The organism is Pseudonocardia sp. ICBG1293 (assembly GCF_020131355.1).
Classification (GTDB): domain Bacteria; phylum Actinomycetota; class Actinomycetes; order Mycobacteriales; family Pseudonocardiaceae; genus Pseudonocardia.
Genome location: NZ_JAHLEL010000038.1, coordinates 525,521 through 543,584 on the forward strand (window position 1 = coordinate 525,521; position 18,064 = coordinate 543,584).

General features: G+C 72.4%; 16 protein-coding genes. 7 read left to right on the forward strand and 9 right to left on the reverse strand.

Translation table 11 applies throughout. The features are described from left to right. Positions 1–92: 92 nt before the first annotated feature. The 4 genes from boxB to KPF47_RS16275 all read right to left on the reverse strand — a co-directional run bounded on the left by boxB (position 93) and on the right by KPF47_RS16275 (position 5,523). The gene (boxB, locus tag KPF47_RS16260; protein ID WP_224389610.1) at positions 93–1,505 is read right to left on the reverse strand and encodes a benzoyl-CoA 2,3-epoxidase subunit BoxB; all 1,413 of its coding nucleotides are present in this window, start codon (positions 1,503–1,505) and stop codon (positions 93–95) included. A 3-nt stretch (positions 1,506–1,508) separates the two neighbouring features. Next, entirely contained in the window at positions 1,509–3,221 is a 1,713-nt protein-coding gene (boxC, locus tag KPF47_RS16265) for a 2,3-epoxybenzoyl-CoA dihydrolase (RefSeq protein ID WP_224389611.1), read from the reverse strand. A 101-nt stretch (positions 3,222–3,322) separates the two neighbouring features. Further along, positions 3,323–3,766: a GNAT family N-acetyltransferase gene (locus tag KPF47_RS16270; RefSeq protein WP_224389612.1), complete on the reverse strand. Its 444-nt coding sequence runs from the start codon at positions 3,764–3,766 to the stop codon at positions 3,323–3,325. A gap of 95 nt (positions 3,767–3,861) precedes the next feature. After that, entirely contained in the window at positions 3,862–5,523 is a 1,662-nt protein-coding gene (locus tag KPF47_RS16275; RefSeq protein WP_224389613.1) for a benzoate-CoA ligase family protein, read from the reverse strand. A gap of 126 nt (positions 5,524–5,649) precedes the next feature. On the opposite strand from KPF47_RS16275, the gene KPF47_RS16280 reads away from it, so the two are divergent. Next, positions 5,650–6,453 (forward strand): PIG-L family deacetylase, encoded by an 804-nt coding sequence (locus tag KPF47_RS16280; RefSeq protein WP_224389614.1) that lies wholly within the window; start codon positions 5,650–5,652, stop codon positions 6,451–6,453. Here the strand turns inward: KPF47_RS16280 and KPF47_RS16285 are convergent. Continuing rightward, complete coding sequence (locus tag KPF47_RS16285; protein ID WP_224389615.1) at positions 6,446–7,567, reverse strand: acyltransferase; 1,122 nt, start codon at positions 7,565–7,567, stop codon at positions 6,446–6,448. The genes KPF47_RS16280 and KPF47_RS16285 overlap by 8 nt on opposite strands. Before the next feature lie 237 nt (positions 7,568–7,804). Between KPF47_RS16285 and ctaD the strand changes: the two genes are divergently transcribed. Genes ctaD through KPF47_RS16310 form a run of 5 tightly spaced genes read left to right on the forward strand, consistent with a single transcriptional unit; the run spans position 7,805 to position 12,226 of the window. After that, positions 7,805–9,559 carry a cytochrome c oxidase subunit I gene (gene ctaD / locus KPF47_RS16290; protein ID WP_224389616.1) on the forward strand — a complete coding sequence of 585 codons (1,755 nt, stop codon included), beginning with the start codon at positions 7,805–7,807 and terminating at the stop codon, positions 9,557–9,559. 58 nt (positions 9,560–9,617) lie between these two features. Continuing rightward, a complete protein-coding gene (gene serB / locus KPF47_RS16295) occupies positions 9,618–10,829 on the forward strand; it encodes a phosphoserine phosphatase SerB (RefSeq protein WP_374108852.1) in 1,212 nt (403 codons plus the stop codon). Beyond that, positions 10,826–11,602: a peptidyl-tRNA hydrolase gene (locus KPF47_RS16300; RefSeq protein WP_224389617.1), complete on the forward strand. Its 777-nt coding sequence runs from the start codon at positions 10,826–10,828 to the stop codon at positions 11,600–11,602. The genes serB and KPF47_RS16300 overlap by 4 nt, the downstream gene beginning before the upstream one ends. Positions 11,603–11,612: 10 nt before the next feature. Then, a complete protein-coding gene (locus KPF47_RS16305; RefSeq protein WP_224389618.1) occupies positions 11,613–11,786 on the forward strand; it encodes a hypothetical protein in 174 nt (57 codons plus the stop codon). A gap of 23 nt (positions 11,787–11,809) precedes the next feature. Further along, positions 11,810–12,226 (forward strand): carboxymuconolactone decarboxylase family protein, encoded by a 417-nt coding sequence (locus tag KPF47_RS16310; RefSeq protein WP_224389938.1) that lies wholly within the window; start codon positions 11,810–11,812, stop codon positions 12,224–12,226. On the opposite strand, the gene KPF47_RS16315 is transcribed toward KPF47_RS16310, so the two are convergent. The 3 genes from KPF47_RS16315 to KPF47_RS16325 form a co-directional block, all read right to left on the reverse strand. Beyond that, positions 12,227–12,643 (reverse strand): organic hydroperoxide resistance protein, encoded by a 417-nt coding sequence (locus tag KPF47_RS16315; RefSeq protein ID WP_224389619.1) that lies wholly within the window; start codon positions 12,641–12,643, stop codon positions 12,227–12,229. Between the two features lie 70 nt (positions 12,644–12,713). Next, positions 12,714–14,771, reverse strand: coding sequence for an ATP-dependent DNA helicase (locus tag KPF47_RS16320; protein ID WP_224389620.1), 2,058 nt, complete (start codon positions 14,769–14,771; stop codon positions 12,714–12,716). 195 nt (positions 14,772–14,966) lie between these two features. Next, positions 14,967–16,199: an IS110 family transposase gene (locus tag KPF47_RS16325; protein WP_224386690.1), complete on the reverse strand. Its 1,233-nt coding sequence runs from the start codon at positions 16,197–16,199 to the stop codon at positions 14,967–14,969. Between the two features lie 219 nt (positions 16,200–16,418). Between KPF47_RS16325 and KPF47_RS40150 the strand changes: the two genes are divergently transcribed. Further along, entirely contained in the window at positions 16,419–17,309 is an 891-nt protein-coding gene (locus KPF47_RS40150; protein ID WP_224389621.1) for a thioesterase family protein, read from the forward strand. Positions 17,310–17,366: 57 nt separating this feature from the next. Here KPF47_RS40150 and KPF47_RS16335 read toward each other — a convergent pair whose 3' ends face one another. After that, positions 17,367–18,038, reverse strand: coding sequence for a GntR family transcriptional regulator (locus KPF47_RS16335; RefSeq protein WP_224389622.1), 672 nt, complete (start codon positions 18,036–18,038; stop codon positions 17,367–17,369). Positions 18,039–18,064: the final 26 nt, after the last annotated feature.

The window sequence follows — 18,064 nt, forward strand, 5'->3', positions numbered from 1 at the left end:
CCGATCCGGTGTCACGCGAGCGCGACGGGCGGCGAACGGTCACCCGGTCGGTGAACGGTGACCACTCTCGGTGAACGGTCCGGTGTGGACGATCAGGCGAGGTGGACGTACTCGTACTCGAAGGGCTTGCCGTTGATCCCGTTCGACGGCGGCGCGATCCAGCCGGCGATCTTCCCCGGCTCGTAGACCGGGCGCATCAGGTTCTGCACGAACGTCCGGTCCGCCTCCGACGGCAGCCAGTCGTCCTGGCGGGCCTGCCACACGTCGGACGAGATCAGGTCGCCCTTCGGGGTCAGCTCGTGCCCGGAGAACAGCCCGACCTGCCGGTTGAACCCGACGTGCGGGAGGTAGACGCGGTCGTCGAAGCCGTTCTTCTCCAGGATGCGGTTCCACCGCTTCAGCCCGGACCCGCAGTCCTTCACGTACTCGTTGCGCAGGTCCAGGTTGAGTGCCAGCAGCGCAGGCACCTCGTCGGTGACGACACCGCCGTCGCGGACCTGCTCCATGCCGTAGCCGTCGTCGGTCAGCACGTGGTCGTCGCGGCGGCGCTCCTCCTGCCAGCGGCCCTTGAGCCCGGCGGTGAAGTAGTTCGCGGCGTTGGTCGACTGCTCGGAGCCGAAGAGGTCGAGGCTGACCGAGTAGTGGAAGTTGATGTACTTCTGGATCACGTTGAGCGGAACGCCGCCGTGCGGGGCGATGTCGGCGGTGTCGTGCTCGCGCATCAGCTCGCAGGTCCGCTGGATCACCCGGTCGATGCCGGTGGTGCCCACGAACATGTGGTGGGCCTCCTCCTTCAGCATGAACTCGCAGGTGCGCGAGAGCGGGTCGAAGGCGGACTCCTTCAGCGTCCCGAGCTGGTACTTGCCGTCCCGGTCGGTGAAGTAGGTGAACATGAAGAACGACAGCCAGTCCGGGGTCTCCTCGTTGAACGCGCCGAGGATGCGGGGGCTGTCCAGGTCACCGGAGTTGCGCTGCAGCAGCGCCTCGGCCTCCTCGCGGCCGTTGCGGCCGAAGAAGGCGTGCAGCAGGTACACCATCGCCCAGAGGTGGCGTCCCTCCTCGACGTTGACCTGGAACAGGTTGCGCAGGTCGTAGAGGCTCGGTGCGGTCTCCCCGAGGCGGCGCTGCTGCTCGACCGATGCGGGCTCGGTGTCACCCTGGATGACGATCAGACGCTGCAGGTCGGCGCGGTACTCGCCGGGCACCTGCTGCCAGACCGGCTCGCCCCGGTTCTCGCCGAAGGCGATGCGCCGGTCGTCGCTGCGCTCGGCCAGGAACACGCCCCAGCGGTACTCCTCCATCGCGACGTGGCCGAACTGCGCCCAGCCCTCCTTGCCGACGTCGACGGCGGTGCGCAGGTAGACGTCCTGGGTCGGCACCGCCGGGCCCATCGTCTTCCACCAGGTGAGGAAGTTGGGCTGCCACGACTCGAGCGCACGCTGCAGCTTGCGGTCCCCGGCGAGGTCGACGTTGTTCGGGATCTTCTCGGAGTAGTCGATGCTCATCTCTCACACCCGCTTGCGGTCGAAGTCGGCCCTGCGGCCCGTCCCGTACTTGCGCAGCGCGCCCTCCGGTCCGGAGGCGTTGGGGCGCACGAAGATCCAGTTCTGCCAGGCGGTGAGCCGTCCGAAGATGCGGCTCTCCATCGTCTCCGGCCCGACGAACCGGTGGTTGGCCTCCATCCCGGTCAGCGCGTCCGGTGACAGCGAGGCCCGCTCCTCGAGCATGATCCGGACCTCGTCGTCCCAGTCGATGTCGTCCGGGGCGTCGGTGACCAGGCCCAGCTCCAGGGCCTCCCGGGCCTCGATCCGTCGCCCGGTCTCCTGGCGGAGCTTGGCGACGTGGTCGTCGTCGCCGTAGAAGCGCGACGCCAGCCGGGTGAGCCCGTTCGGCATCGGGAAGGCTCCGAAGTTGCTCGACGAGAGCATGATCTGGGCCTCGTCGCCCTGCTCGTCGCCCTCGACGGTGCCGTCGAGCATGTACTGGCGGTCGCACGCGAGTGCCAGCTCCAGCAGCGCCCCGGCGAAGCAGGACCCCGGCTCGATCAGCGCGATCAGGCTGCGGCTGGTCACGTCCAGGCGCTTGAGCGTGCGCTTGAAGTAGTGCCGGATCTCGTTGACCAGCCAGTCGTCGCCCGAGTGCTGCTCGATGACGCGCTCGAAGGCCAGCGCGTCCTCGACGTCGCCACGGGTGCGGACCACCCAGGTGCCCAGATCCGGCTCGTTGCTGCGCAGCCGCAGGACCAGGTCGTCGAGCTGGCGGGTCATCGCCAGTGGCCAGAACTGTGCGCCGAGTGCGTGGACGCGCTCGATGCTCTCCGGGACGCCACCCTCCGGGCCGTCGATCGTGATCTCGATCACGCCGCGGTCGCGGTCGAACGCCGCGCGCACGTGCGGGTAGGTGATGCCGTCGGCGGTCTCGGTGCGCTCCAGCGGGGGCAGCTCGATGCCGTCGCCCGCGGGCAGCCGGGTCGACGCCGTCGCGGCCTCGACGGCCCGCTCGGTCACGCCGGAGTCCCAGCGGCGCTTGGGGATGACCTCGTCGACGAGCTTCCACTCGACGGCCTGCCTGCCCCCGAAGCCCTCGGACTTCGTCGCGAACACGTCGGCGCGGTCCTTGCGGACGCGGCGCTTGTCGGTGACGCGGGTGAGGCCCCCGGTACCGGGCAGCACACCCAGCAGCGGCACCTCGGGCAGTGCGACGGTGGAGGAGTTGTCGTCGATCAGCAGGATCCGCTCGCAGGCCAGCGCCATCTCGTAGCCGCCGCCGGCGGCCGTGCCGTTGACGGCGGCGATCCAGGTCTGACCGGAGTGCGCGGTCGCGTCCTCGATGCCGTTGCGGGTCTCGTTGGTGAACTTGCAGAAGTTCACCTTCCACGGGTGCGAGGACCCGGCGAGCATCCGGATGTTCGCGCCCGCGCAGAAGTTGCGGTCCTTGGCGCTGGTCAGCACGACCGCTCTCACCTGCGGATGGGTGAACCGCAGCCGCTGGGTGATGTCGTGGAGCTCGATGTCGACGCCGAGGTCGTAGGAGTTCATCTTGAGCTCGTAGCCGGGGACGAGGCCGCCCGCCTCGTCGACGTCGAGCTTCACCCAGGCGACCGAGGGCTGCGCCGGGTCGATCTCGAGCTGCCAGTGCCGGTAGCCCGACGGGTCGCGGTCGAAGTCCACCCGCGGGGTGTCGGCGCCGTCCGGGTCGACCGACGGGTCTGCATCGCTCATGGACTCCGCTCCCTCTCGCGTCGCTGCGGTCCCCAAAGACTACAACCAGATGTCGTGACGACGGAAGAGTGTGGAGTGTTGCCGTGTGGTCCGCGGACGGATCAGCCCTGGTTCGGCACCAGCGCGGCGGGGACCTGCTTGCGCAGCTCGCCGACGTCGTTGGGGACGAAGCCGCGGGCGACGAGCCAGGCGGTCACGGGCTCGGGGTCGGGGTGGCCGGCGGGCACGACGTTGTAGAGGTAGTGCAGCCGCCGCCGGCCCGCCTCGGCCTCCAGGTGGTCCAGCACGAAGGAGCCGGCTCCGGTGTGCCGGGCCGCGGGGGTGACCAGGACCAGGATCTCGGCGTCACCCCAGGTGCCGTCGAGCCTGCCGTAGGCCACGGTCGTGCCGTCGGCGTCCTCGACCCGCCACCACTCGTCGCCGAGCGGGTCGCCGTCGCCGGGCCTGCCGAGACCGAACAGCGCGGGGTCGAGACCGTCGAGCACCCGGGCCTTCCGGTCGTCCCAGGTCGCAGGGGTCTCCGGGATCCAGTCCCACGTGTCCACACCGGCCTCCTCGCCGTCGTCGTGTCCGGTGAGTGAACCCCGGCGGGGCGGCCGGGGCGAGCGGACGTCCCACTTCGAGACACCGCCGACGGTGCTCAGACCACCGTCTCCGGGTCGCCGGGGTGCCCGGTCGTCCCGGGCAGCGAGGCGGCGTGCGCGCGCAGCCGGAAGCGCTGGATCTTCCCGGTGGGGGTCTTGGGCAGCTCGTCGACGGTGACCACGGCGCGCGGTCGCTTGAACGAGGCCAGCCCCTGACGACAGAACGCGACGAGCTCGGTCTCCGACGGCGCGGCCGCCGGGTCGCGGGGCACGACGAACGCGACCGGCTTGTCCAGCCCGTCGGCGTCGGGGACGCCGACGACGACGGCCTCCGCGAGCCCCGGGTGCTCCAGCAGACGGGTCTCGACCTCGCCGGGGGAGACCCAGATCCCCCCGACCTTGAGGACGTCGTCGGCGCGGCCCAGGCAGGTCCAGGATCCGTCCTCGCCGCGGACGTACTGGTCGCCGGTGCGCATCCAGCGGCCCTGGAACACCGCGCGGTTGACCTCGGTGCGGCACCAGTAGCCGGTGCACACCGAGTCCCCCGCGACATAGAGCATGCCCTGCTCACCCGCGCCGTCGATGACGCTGCCGTCCGGGCGTCGCAGCTCCACCTCGTAGCCGGGGACCGGGAACCCGGAGCTGCCCGGTACGACCTCGCCCGGCCGGTTGGAGATGAAGATGTGCAGCGCCTCGGTGGAGCCGATGCCGTCGAGGACCTCGAAGCCGTAGCGGTCGAGCACGCCGTGGAACATCCGCGCGGGCAGCGCCTCACCGGCCGAGGCCCCCCGGCGCACGGTCGCGAACCGTTCCCGTGGCAGGTCGGCGGCGATCATCGGGCCCCAGAAGCTGGGGACGGCGAAGAACAGCGTCGCGCCGTGCTGCTCGGCGAGCCGGGAGTAGTGCTCGGGGTTCGGCCGTGACGGTTCGAGGACCGTGCAGGCGCCGACCGAGAGCGGGAAGAACATCGAGTTGCCGATGCCGTAGGCGAAGAACAGCTTCGCGACCGACAGGCAGACGTCGTTGCGGCGGATGCCGAGGACCTGGCGACCGTAGGTGTCGGCGACGAACCGGATGTCGTCGTGACGGTGCATGGCACCCTTGGGCTTGCCGGTGGTGCCCGAGGTGTAGAGCCAGAGCGCCTGCGACTCCGCCCAGGTCGGGTGCGGCTCGGTCAGTGGGTCGGCGCCGTCGAGCAGCGCGTCCCAGGTCAGCGAGGTCACCCCGGCGGCGAGCAGCGGGTCGGGTCCGGTGAGGACGACGCGCTCCAGGTCGGGTGCCCCCGCGACGGCGTCGGCCAGGTGTGCGGCGAACGCCTCGCCGCCGACCACGGTGGTCGCCCGCGAGTCCCGGACGAGCACGCCCAGCTCGCGGCCGGTCAGCATCGTCGAGCAGGGCACGGCGACCGCACCCGTCCACAGGGTCGCGAGGATCGCGGTGAACAGCTCGACGTCGTCCGGCATCACCAGCAGCACCCGCTGCTCGGGCCGTACCCCGGCCCGGCGCAGGGCCCCGGCGACGAGCCGGACCCGGTCGGTCAGCGCGGCGTAGGTGAGCGAGCCGCCGGGGAAGCGGACGGCGGTGCGCCCGCCGTCGCCGGCCTCGACCCGGGCCACGGTGAGGTGCGCGGCGGCGTTGAACACCTCCGGCGACACGCGCGGGACGGCCGGGGTGGCGGGGGTGGGATCGACGTTGTCGACGCTGACGACATCGGCCATGGTGGGTGGCTCCTGTGCCGGTTTCGGGAGCTGTGATGCTACACACATCTGACGGCGCGTCAACGGTCTGTAGATCGACGGCGGCCCCGTGCGGGGGCGCCGGCCCCGGCTCCTAGGCTCACCCCCGTGGGGACCCTCGTCAGCTTCCATGCCCATCCCGACGACGAGTCGATCGGCACCGCGGGCACGCTCGCCAAGGCCGCCGCGCTCGGCCACCGCGTCGTCCTCGTCTTCGCGACCCGCGGTGAGCTGGGGGAGCCGGTGCCCGGTGTCCTGGCCGAGGGGGAGCAGCTGCCGGTCCGTCGCTCCGCGGAGTGCCACGAGTCGGCCCGTGTGCTGGGGGTCTCCCGTGTGGAGTTCCTCGGCTACGTCGACTCCGGGATGATGGGCGAGCCCTCCAACGACGCCCCCTACTGCTTCTGGCGGGCCCCGGTGGAGCACGCCGCCAAGCGGCTGGCGCTGATCCTCGAGGAGGAGGAGGCCGACGTCCTCACCACCTACGACGACAACGGCGGCTACGGCCACCCCGACCACATCCAGGTGCACCGGGTCGGCGGCCGCGCCGGCGAGCTGGCCGGGGTGCCGGTCGTCGCGCAGAACACCACCAACCGGGACTGGCTGCTGCGCGGGATGAAGGGGCTGCGTGCCGACGGCGGCGCCGACTTCTCCCTCGACATCCCCGACGACCCGTCGTTCGGCAAGCCCGAGTCGGAGATCACCCACCGGGTCGAGGCCGTCGAGTACGCCGGGCCCAAGCGGGCCTCGATGCGCGCACACGCCAGCCAGATGGGGCCCGACCACTTCATGCTGACGATGCCGGACCCGGTGTTCGCGATGGGGCTGGGCACCGAGTTCTACATCGTCGACTCCCCGCCCAACCCGGCGACCGCGCCGGAGATCTGGACCGAGGTCTTCGAGCCGCTCAGGTAGCTCCTGCGCGCCGGTCCCACGCCCGCATCAGCGCGGCGTGGGCCGGGCGTTCCACCAGCCGAGTCAGCGCCCAGCCCAGTGCGACCGCCGTCGCCAGCATCGCCGCGGACTGCAGCATCGGCCCGACGCCGAGGTCCTGCAGCCGCCGCATCAGCACGTAGCCGACGGTCTGGTGGGCCAGGTAGACGCCGTAGGAGATGCCGGCGAGCCGGCGCACCGCCGTCGCCAGCGGGGCCGGCATGCGCGAGCCGGGCCGGGGCAGCCGGGCCACGACGGCGACCAGCGCGATCCCGGCGCAGACCAGCGCGGCGGCGATCACGTCCAGGTGGTCGAGGTCCACCCGCACGACGTTGTCGGGTCCCGGTGCCAGACCGTGCACGAACTGGGCGAGGCCGCACACCGCCAGCAGGGCGAGCGCGTGCGGGGTGCGCATCCGCCGCGTCGACCAGAGCCACACCGCGATCCCGGCCACGAACAGGTGCAGCCGGTGGAACCCCAGCCCGTCGACGACCGTCCGGTACCAGAACGGCGGGTCGGCGACCTCGCCCGGCCGGGCGCGCAGCGGCCACAGCAGCAGCGGGACCAGCACCATGGTCCACAGCAGTATCCGCAGCCGCGGCCCGTACCCCCAGCGCGTCACGCTGAGCACCGCGGCGGCGGTGAACGCCATCAGCTGCAGCGGCAGCGTCCAGAACGCGGGGTCGAGCCACGGGTAGCGCTCGGTGTCCCAGTTGCCCAGCATCAGCCAGTTGGCGACCATCTCCCGCGCGGGCGGGGACGCCCAGTCGGCCGGGGAGACGAACCGCAGCGCCACCCAGGCCAGTGGCACCGCGACCAGGAACGCCGGCAGCAGCCGCGCGACCCGGCCCCACCAGTACCGGCCGGGGGAGTGGCGGCCGAGCGTCGCGCAGGCGAAGTAGGCCGAGACGACCAGGAGCAGGCTCGCCCCGACCTGGTGGTCGAAGGAGAACCGGCGCGGGGCCAGCTCCGGGTGGAGCACCGGGCCGAGGTGGGTGGCGTGGTAGACCACGACGAGCAGCACGAAGGTGCTGCGCAGCACGTCCCAGCCCGGCTCCCGGCGTCGGGTCCCCGGCGGGGGTGTCGGAACCACCACGTGCCCACCGTCGCACACCGGTGCCGGCCTCCCGATCCGGGTGCAGGGCGACCTGGGTGCGCGGTCGGGGGGTGTCGGTTCTACTCTTCGTAGAGCACAATCGGCGCGCGCCGTGCGACGGTCCGGGACCCACCGAGTGGATCTCCCGGCCCGGACGGGCGCCGCTCGCCGGTCGGGAAGTACAGTCCTCCCGTCCGCGAGGACGTGCTCAGGTCAGGCAAGTGCATGGAGGCCCAGGTGACAGCCGTCGAGCCCAAGCCGATCTCGACGCGCCCCTATCCGGCGCGGCGTGAAGGCAAGGGATCCACGTTCCTCAGGATGCTGAGGACGACGGACCCGAAGGACATTTCGATCCTCTACCTGGTCACGTCGTTCGGCTTCTTCGCCGTCGGCGGCGTGATGGCGCTGCTGATCCGCGCCGAGCTCGCGCGGCCGGAGCTGCAGTTCCTGTCGACCGAGCAGTACAACCAGCTCTTCACGATGCACGGCACGATCATGCTGCTGCTGTTCGCGACGCCGATCGTCTTCGGCTTCGCGAACTACATCGTCCCGCTGCAGATCGGGGCGCCCGACGTGGCGTTCCCGCGGCTGAACTCGTTCTCCTACTGGCTGTTCCTGTTCGGCGGCCTGATCGTCCTCTCGGGCTTCCTGACCCCCGGTGGTGCCGCCGACTTCGGCTGGTTCGCCTACACCCCGCTGTCGGACGCCGTGCGTTCGCCGGGGCCGGGCGGTGACCTCTGGATCATGGGGCTGGTCGTCTCCGGCCTGGGCACGATCCTGGGTGGCGTCAACTTCGTGACGACCATCGTCTGCATGCGCGCGCCCGGCATGACGATGTTCCGGATGCCGATCTTCACCTGGAACATCTTCATCACCGCGCTGCTGATCCTGATCGCGTTCCCGATCCTGACCGCCGCGCTGCTCGCGCTGGCCGCGGACCGCCACCTCGGCGCCCAGATCTTCAACCCCGCCAACGGCGGTGTGGTGCTCTGGCAGCACCTGTTCTGGTTCTTCGGCCACCCCGAGGTCTACATCGTGGCGCTGCCGTTCTTCGGCATCGTGTCCGAGATCTTCCCGGTGTTCGCCCGCAAGCCGATCTTCGGTTACAAGGGCCTGGTCTTCGCGACCATCGCCATCGCGGCGCTGTCGGTCGCGGTGTGGGCGCACCACATGTACGCCACCGGCGCGATCATGCTCTCGTTCTTCGCCTTCACCACGTTCCTCATCGCGATCCCGACGGGCGTCAAGTTCGTCAACTGGATCGGCACCCTGTGGAAGGGCAAGATCACCTACGAGACGCCGATGCTGTTCTCGGTCGGCTTCCTGGTCACGTTCCTCTTCGGCGGCCTGACCGGCATCCTGCTCGCGATGCCGCCGGTGGACTTCCACGTGTCGGACACCTACTTCGTCGTCGCGCACTTCCACTACGTGCTCTACGGCACGATCGTGTTCGCGACCTTCGGCGGGATCTACTTCTGGTTCCCGAAGATGACCGGCCGCTTCCTCGACGAGAAGCTCGGCAAGATCCACTTCTGGCTGACCTTCCTCGGGTTCCACCTGACCTTCCTGGTGCAGCACTGGCTGGGCAACGAGGGCTACCCGCGTCGCTACGCGGACTACCTGCCCTCCGACGGCTTCACCACGCTGAACACGATCTCCTCGATCGGCGCGTTCATCCTGGGCGCCTCGACGCTGCCGTTCTTCTACAACGTGTTCAAGAGCTACCGGTTCGGCCGGGTGTGCACCGTCGACGACCCGTGGGGCTTCGGCAACTCGCTGGAGTGGGCCACCTCGTCCCCGCCGCCGCGGCACAACTTCACCGAGCTGCCCCGGATCCGCTCCGAGCGTCCGGCGTTCGACCTGCACTACCCGCACCTGGTCGAGAAGGCGCGCGCCGAGGCGCACGTCGGCAACCGGGCGCACCCGACCGAGGTCCTCGCGCAGCAGGTCGGCAAGGAGTCCATGCCGGACGACGACCCCAAGTCGAACTGAGGTGTCGGCGGCTCACCCCGTCCTTCCCGGTCCGGCCCGGCCCACCGTGCTCGTCACGGTGACCGGGCCGGACCGGCCCGGTGTCAGCTCCGTGCTGTTCACCGCGCTCACCACGGCCGGCGTCGAGCTGCTGGACCTGGAACAGGTCGTGGTGAACGGCCGGCTCACCCTCGGCGCGCTCGTCGTGCCGGAGGGGGACCCGGAGGACCTGCAGGACACGGTCGGAGCGGCGATGGACTCCATCGCCATGACCGTGCACATCGAGATCCAGCGCGACGGCCGGCACGCCGCCCGGACCCCGTCGACGCACGTCGTCACGGTGCTGGGCCGGCCGATCACGGCCCGCGCCTTCGGCGCGATCGCCGCGGAGCTCGCCGCGGTCGGCGCCAACATCGACTCCATCCGCCGGGTCGCCGACTACCCGGTGACCGGGCTGGAACTGCACGTCTCCCCGGTGCCCGAGGGCGACGCCGACGCCTACCCGCCCGGCACGCTGCGCAAGCGGCTGGTCCGGGTGGCCCGCCAGGCGGGCGTCGACGTGGCCGTGGCCCGGGCCGGGCTGGCCCGGCGCAGCAGGCGGCTCATCGTGTTCGACGTCGACTCCACCCTGATCCAGGGCGAGGTCATCGAGATGCTCGCCGCCCGGGCCGGGGCCACCGTCGAGGCCGAGGTCCGGCGGGTCACCGAGGAGGCCATGGCGGGCCGGCTCGACTTCACCGAGTCCCTCACCCGCCGCGTCGCGGCCCTGGAGGGGCTGCCCGCCTCGGTCGTCGACGAGGTGGCCGCCGAGATCGAGCTGACCCCCGGTGCCCGCACCACGATCCGCACGCTGCGCCGCCTCGGCTACCGCTGCGGTGTCGTCTCCGGCGGGTTCACCCAGGTCATCGCCGGGCTCGCGCGCGAGCTCAAGCTCGACTTCGTCGCCGCGAACGAGCTGGAGATCTCCGACGGGAGACTCACCGGCCGGGTCGTGGGCGAGGTCGTCGACCGGGCCGGGAAGGCCGTCGCGCTGCGCCGCTTCGCCCGGTCCCACGACATCCCGCTCGACCAGACCGTCGCGGTCGGCGACGGGGCGAACGACATCGACATGCTCTCCACGGCCGGGCTCGGCGTGGCGTTCAACGCCAAGCAGGCGCTGCGCGAGATCGCCGACACCTCGGTCTCGGTGCCCTACCTCGACGTCGTGCTGTTCGTCCTGGGGATCACCCGCAGCGAGGTCGAGGCCGCCGACGCCGCCGAGGGCGTGCTGCGCCGGGTCCCGCTGGCATGACGGCCGAGCCGGGCGCGGCCGGTGGGACCGCGCCGGTCCTGGAGCTGCTGGCCCGCCGGTACGGAGCCGGCGCGCGGGGCCGGGACATCGGGCCCGAGGCCGACGGCGTCGTCCGGGCGATGCCGGTGGTGCTGCGCATCGAGCGCGACCCGCTGCCGCAGCGCACCGCACTGCTGGAGGCCGCCGCGACGGCCGCGGTCGCGGTCTGCACCGACCCGCGGGCCCAGCCCGGCGGGGAGTGGTCCGACGCCGTCGCCCCCTGGGTGGACGGGCGCATCCGGAAGATCGCCCGGCGGGCGCGCGGTGCGCACTGGCGTGCGGTCGGGGAGCTCCCCGGGGTGACCGTCCGGGTCGGTGACGCGCAGGCCCGTGCCCTGCTGCCCGGTCCGGTCGACGAGGCCCCCAAGGTGGTGTCGCGGCTGCAGATCGGCGGCACGGAGCTGCCCGCCGACGAGCCGGGGCCGCCCGATCCGGACGCGCCGCTCGTCCTGCTGTCCCCGCGGGTGGAGATGACGGTCGGCAAGGCCGCCGCCCAGGTCGGGCACGCCACGATGCTGCTCGCCGCACTCGCCGGGTGGCCGGTCGGGGCGGCTCCGGTGTGCGCGGTGCGGACCGCGGACCGGGCGACCTGGGACCGGCTGTGCCCGGCCGCCGACGACGGCACCGACGGGGTGGTCGGGGTGCGCGACGCGGGCTTCACCGAGGTCGACCCGGGCACGATGACCTGCCTGGCGCTGGCCAGGGCCGCGTTTGCCCGCACCGGGCAACGGTGATCCCCCCGGTGTGACCACACACCCCTCCGCCGGCTCCCGCGACTGGGGCGGCCGGCTGCCCCGCAACGAGACCCTCGACCTCGACGAGGAGCAGCGCGCCGCCGTCGACCGGATCCGCTCGGGTTCGGTCCGCTGGGCCGAGAGGAGTCCGGGTTCGCCGCCACCGACGACGCGGGTGGCCTGATCGGCCCGTTCAACGCCTTCGCGCTGCGGCCCCGCCCGGGCGCGGCGTTCAACCGGTGGGTCGGCACGGACCAGCAGGAGTCGTCGCTCCCGGCGGCGGTGCGGGAGGTCGTCATCCTCACCGTCGGCGCGGCCTGGGGCGCCGCCTACGAGCTCTACGCGCACACCGCCGTCGCCCGCTCGGTCGGGCTGGGCGAGGACGCGGTGCGGGCCCTGCGCGACGGCACGGCGGCCCGGGTGCTCACCGGCGACGAGCTCGTCGTGCACCGGTTCGTCGACGAGCTGGTCCGGACCCACCGGGTCACCGACGACACCTATGCCGCGGCCGAGGCCGCCCTCGGCCGCGACGGGGTGCTGGACACCGTGCACCTGACGGGGATGTACCTGTCGGTGTCGGCGCTGCTCAACGCCTTCGAGATCCCGGCGCCGGACGGTCCCTGATCAGACCGTCGCGGTGAGCGAGACCTCGACGTTGCCGCGGGTCGCCTTGGAGTAGGGGCACACCTGGTGGGCGGCCTCGACGAGCTCGTCCGCGGCCGCCTGCTCCAGTCCCGGCAGGTGGGCGGTGATGTCGGCCGCCACGTGGAAGCTCACGTCGTCGGGGGCCAGCTGGATCGTCGCGGTGACCTGGGCGTCGTCCGGGACCGCGGTCCCCGACGAGCGGGCCGCCAGGCGCAGCGCGCCGTGGAAGCAGGCCGCGTAGGCGGCGGCGAACAGCTGCTCGGGGTTGGTGGCGCCCCCGGGACCGCCCAGCTCCGGGGGCATCCTCAGGTCCTGGTCGATGAACCCGTCGTCGCTGCGGACGTGGCCGTCGCGGCCTCCGCCGGTCGAGGTGGCCTCGGTCGTGTAGTTCGCCATGGGTGCTCCTCCGAACTCGATGGGTTGTGCACAACCTGCCGCGGGTAGCGTCGTCGGCGACGGGAGCCGGTCAGGAGGACTCGCGCAGCCGGCGCAGCGCGCCGTGCACCTTCTCCCGGTCGGTGGTCTCCCAGAACGGGGGCAGGCTCGCCCGCAGGAAGCCGCCGTAGCGGGCGGTGGAGATCCGCGGGTCCAGGATCGCGACGACGCCGCGGTCGTCGGTGGCGCGCAGCAGCCGCCCGGCGCCCTGGGCGAGCAGCAGCGCCGCGTGCGTCGCCGCCACCGAGAGGAACCCGTTGCCGCCGCGGGCGTCGGTGGCCTTCTGCCGGGCGGCGACCAGCGGGTCGTCGGGACGGGGGAACGGGATCCGGTCGATGATCACGCAGGACAGTGACGGGCCGGGCACGTCCACGCCCTGCCACAGCGACAGGGTGCCGAACAGCGAGGTCTCCGGGTCCTCGGCGAACCGTTTGACCAGCAGCATCGTCGAGTCGTCGCCCTGGCAGAGCAGCGGGGTGTCCAGCTTCCCGCGCAGCGCCTCGGTCGCCTGCTTGGCGGCACGGGTGGAGGAGAACAGGCCCAGTGTGCGCCCACCCGCGGCCCGGACCAGGCCCTCGATCTCCTCCAGGGTCTCCGGCGCGAGGCCGTCGCGGCCCGGGTTGGGCAGCCGGCGCGCCAGGTAGAGGATCCCGGACTTGGCGTGGGCGAAGGGGGACCCGACGTCGAGGCCCTGCCAGCGCGGCGCCTCCGGGTCCTGGACCGGGCCGTGCCCCTCGTCGACGCTCGACGGCGGCGTGGACCCGGCCTCCCGGGGCTGCGACGCGGGCAGGCCCCACTGCCGGGCCAGCGCGTCGAACGACCCGCCCAGGGCCAGCGTCGCCGAGGTCAGCACGGTGGTGCGGGTGTTGAACAGCCGCTCGCGCAGCAGCCCGCCGACCGACAGCGGCGCGACCCGCAGAACCTTGTGGCGGGATCCGTCGGGCCCCTGCTCACCCAGCCAGACGACGTCGCGACGCTTGGCCGCGTCGGTCTCCTTGAACGTCTCCAGCAGCCGCGCCGCGGTGTCGACGACCTCGTCGAGCACGGCCTGGGCGAGCTTGCGGGCCGCGGCGCCCTCGGGGTCGGCGTCGTCGCTGCGCTTGTTCGCGCCCATCGCCTGCCGGCAGCCCGCGCCCGCGGACAGGATCGCGTTCAGCGCGCCCGCGGCGGCGGTGCCCAGCGACTCCCAGCGCCCCGGAGCCATGTCCTCCAGCACCGCGGCGAGACCCTCACCGGCCTCCGCGAGCCGGTCCGCGGTGTCCTGGTCGACGAGCTTGCCGCAGCGCCGGGCCGCGGTCGCGACGGTGCCCGCGGTCAGCTCGGCGGTGGCCGCGCCGGTGACCCGGTCCACGAGCTCGTGCGCCTCGTCGACGATCACGACGTCGTGCTCGGGCAGCACCTGCGCCTCGCCCATCGCGTCGATCGCGAGCAGGGCGTGGTTGGTGACCACGATGTCGGCCCGCCCCGCCTCGGCCTTCGCCTTCTCGGCGAAGCAGTCCTCACCGACCGGGCACCGGCTCGCGCCGAGGCACTCCCGCGCCGTCACCGACACCTGCCGCCACGCGGAGTCCGGGACGCCGGGGACCAGCTCGTCGCGGTCCCCCGTCTCGGTGTCCGACGACCACTCGTGCAGCCGCTTCACCTGCCGCCCGAGCGCCGAGACGGCGAACGCGTCGAACAGTTGCTCGTCGCCCGGATCGTCGTCCATGTCGCCGTGGAGCTTGTTCATGCACAGGTAGTTCCGCCGGCCCTTGAGGATGGCGAAGGTAGGCTCGCGGCCCAGCACCTTCTTCAGGCTCGTCGCGACGCGCGGCAGGTCCCGGTCCACGAGCTGGCGCTGGAGCGCGATGGTCGCGGTCGAGACGACGACCGTGGTGTCGCGGGCGATCGCGTGCCGGATCGCGGGCACCAGGTAGGCCAGCGACTTCCCGGTGCCGGTACCCGCCTGCACGGCCAGGTGCTCCCCGGACGACAGCGAGCGGCGCACCGCGTCGGCCATCCGGTCCTGGCCGTCACGGCGTGACCCGCCGACCGAGGTGACGGCCACCTCGAGCAGCTCGTGCACACCGGGCAGGTCCTGGGTCCGCACGGGGGCCGTCGAGGGGGGAGGCACGTCCGGCAGGTTACCGAGCACCTCCGACAGGTCCGGCCGTGACCGTGCCGTCCGGCACCCCGGACCGCACACCCGGCGTACCCGAGCAGCCCACCGCGTATGATATCGGACGGCCGGTTGCCGGTGAGCGGCGACACAGCGTCACGATGGGGGGGTGTCTCTATGGGTTCGTCAAGCGGCGGCGAGTTCTGGATCGGGGTTGTTGACCGTGGGCGGGTTGTAGGGGCGGCGGTCGCGGAGCATGGCGTAGATGACGTCGGTGCGGCGTCGGGCGAGGCAGATCAGGGCGGCGTTGTGTCGTTTGCCGGCGGCTCGTTTGCGGTCGTAGTAGGCGCGGCTGGCGGGGTCGGCCAGGGCGGCGAATGCGGACAGGAACAGCGCGGATTTCAGGGCGTGGTTGCCGCGCTGGGATCGGGTTTCGCCTTTGATCGAGGTGCCGGAGCGGCGGGTGACTGGGGCGAGGCCGGCGTAAGCGGCGAGGTGCCCGGCGGTGGGGAACCCGGAGCCGTCGCCGACGATGGTGAGGATCTTGATGGCGGTCCTGACCCCGAGTCCGGGCATCGAGGTCAGGACCGGTCCAAGAGGGTGGGCCTCCAGGCGGGCTTCGAGCTCGTCGGCGAGCTGGTCGCGTTCGGTGTGGACCTGGCGCAGCTGCCCGGCGACGCCGGTGATGACACGGGCGAACGCGGCCGTGCCGGGAACGGTCAGGCTCTGGGCGTCGAGCGAGGTCAGGATCTGGGCGGGAAGGGTGCGGGCCAGTCGAGGCGACCGGGCCCGCATCGTCTCGGCGATCCCGTCAGCGCCGAGCTCTCGCAGGGCTTGCGGGGTGGGCGCGGCCGCGAGCAGGTCGAGCACGCCACCGCGGTCCAGGCGTGGCCCGAGCAGGCGTTCCAGGGCGGGATGAACATGCAGCAGGGCGTCGCGCAGCCGGTTCGTCAGCCGGGTGCTCTGCCCAGCCAGGTCATCGTCGTAACCGGCGAGCACAGTGAGTTCGGCGAGGGTCTCGTCGTCGGTGCCGACCCGGCGCAGGGTGTGCGGCATCGTCCGGGCGGCCTCGGCGATCACGTGGGCGTCGCGGGCGTCGGTCTTGGCCTGCCCGGGATGCAGGTCGGCGATGCGGCGCATCGCCAGCCCGGGCAGGTAGGCCACCGTGATCCCCAGATCACGAGCGACGGCGATGGCCAGCGCTCCGATCGAGGCGGGCTGGTCGATGACCATCAGCACCGCGCCGTGCTCGGCCAGCCCGGACAGCACGGTGCGCAGCGCCGATTCGTCGTTGGGCAGGGCCTTGTCGTGCACCCGCTTCCCGTTGGTGTCGACCGCGCAGGCGTGGTGTTCGGACTTGCCCACGTCCAGGCCGCAGAACACCGCGAACCCGGTCGGGTGCTGGTCAGGATCGGGCAACCGCCGCTCCCTTCTCGTCGCGGCAGGCCGACCACGAGCACCCGCGCCGGCAGCCACGTTACGAGCAGACCACACGGGTCAGGTCTCTATCAGCGGTCGTTGGCGCCCTCCGGCCACGGCGACAACACCCCCCCCAGATCATCGGGCGACAGGGGCAGTCAGTCATACCGCGGCCGGCGGCCTGCAAGCCCTCAGCGGGCTTGATCAAGAAGGTAACGGGTGACAGCAACCATCACCACGCCGACCGTGCCGGAACCGGGACAGTTCCCGGTGCTGATCGAGCACGAGGCCCGCTACGCCGACCTCGACCCGAGCCGCCGGATCGGCCGCGACGCCCTGGTGCGCTGGTTCGAGGACGCCCGCGTCGCCGTCGAGCGGGACACCTTCGGCGCCGACCTCGTCGCCCGCCTGCAGTCCCGGGTGCGGCTGCTGCTCGCCGCCATCCGGGTCGACGTGCTGGCCCCGCTGCGGGTCGCCGGCTCCTACCGGATCGGCGTCGGCGTCAGCCACGTCGGCACCACCTCGTTCTCCTACCGGTACGCGGTCTTCGCCGGCGACGAGTGCGTCGCCACCGGCGAGTCGACCTCGGTGCACACCGACGGCGCCGCCCCGGCCCCGCTGACCGACGAGGTCCGCGGCGCGCTGACGATCCTGCGCATCGACGCCCCCGCCCCGGTCCGCCCCGAGCGCGGCGACGGCCGTGCCGTCCGCGAGAACTACCCGTTCCGCTGGGACGTCCGCACCCGCTTCACCGACCTGGACACCAACCGCCACGTGAACAACGTCGCGCTGGCCGCCTGGTACCTCGACGGGCTCGCCGAGCTGCACTCCGACGTGCTGGGCTACCCGGAGGGCGGACCGCTCGACGGGCTGTCCCCCTCGTCGCTGTCGGTGCAGTACCTGTCCGAGGTGCACTACCCGGGCATCTACCAGATGCGGGTCGCGGTCACCGAGATCGGTGAGGACACCGTCCGCTACGTCTGCGGCCTGTTCCACGACCGCGAGCTCATCGGTCTCGCCGAGGCCGAGGGCTTCCACCACGCCCCGGGCCAGGACGGTGACCCGGTCGAGCTGGCCGAGAAGCTCGCCCCGTTCCGCTTCCGGGGCTGACCCGCCGGGGGTCGTGGCCCCGTCACGACCCCCGCCCCTCCCCGCGGGCGGCGGTGGTCAGAGGACCGCGCGGACGGCGGCCTCGAAGCCCAGGACGTGCTCGCGGCTGACGGCCTTGGCGCGGTCGGCGTCGCCGTCGGCGATCGCCTCCAGCAGGGTGCCGTGCTCGTGCACGTGGTGGCCGACCTCGTCCATGCGGTCCAGGAACAGGCAGTGGATCCGCGTGGCCAGGTGGTGGTAGCGGGTGAGCGTGTCCTCCAGGTACGGGTTCCCGGCGGCCCGGTACACCGACCGGTGCACCGTCACGTCCCACCGCATGAGCTCGGTCCGGCCCATCCGCGGGGCCTCGAGCGCGGCGACCCGCGCGGCGAGCTCGCGCAGCTCGTCGCGCCGCCACCGCGGGGCGACGACGGCGGCCCGCCGCGCGGCGGTCGGCTCCAGCACGGTCCGGACCTCACCGACGTCGCGCAGGTCGGAGATGTCGACCGCGGTCGCGAACGTCCCCCGCCGCGGGTAGGACACGACGAGCCGCTCGGCCTCCAGCCGCTTGAGCGCCTCGCGCACCGGGGTACGGCCCAGGCCGAGCCGGGCCGACAGCGACTCGTCGTCGATCGGGGCCAGCGGCGGGATCTCCAGCACGATCAGCTGGTCCCGGATGGCCACGTAGGCCCGGTCGGCCAGCGACCGTGGGCTGTCGAAGTCCACGAACACGTCCTCGGTGGTCGTCATGCCGGTCGTGCCCCGCGCAGCGGCGG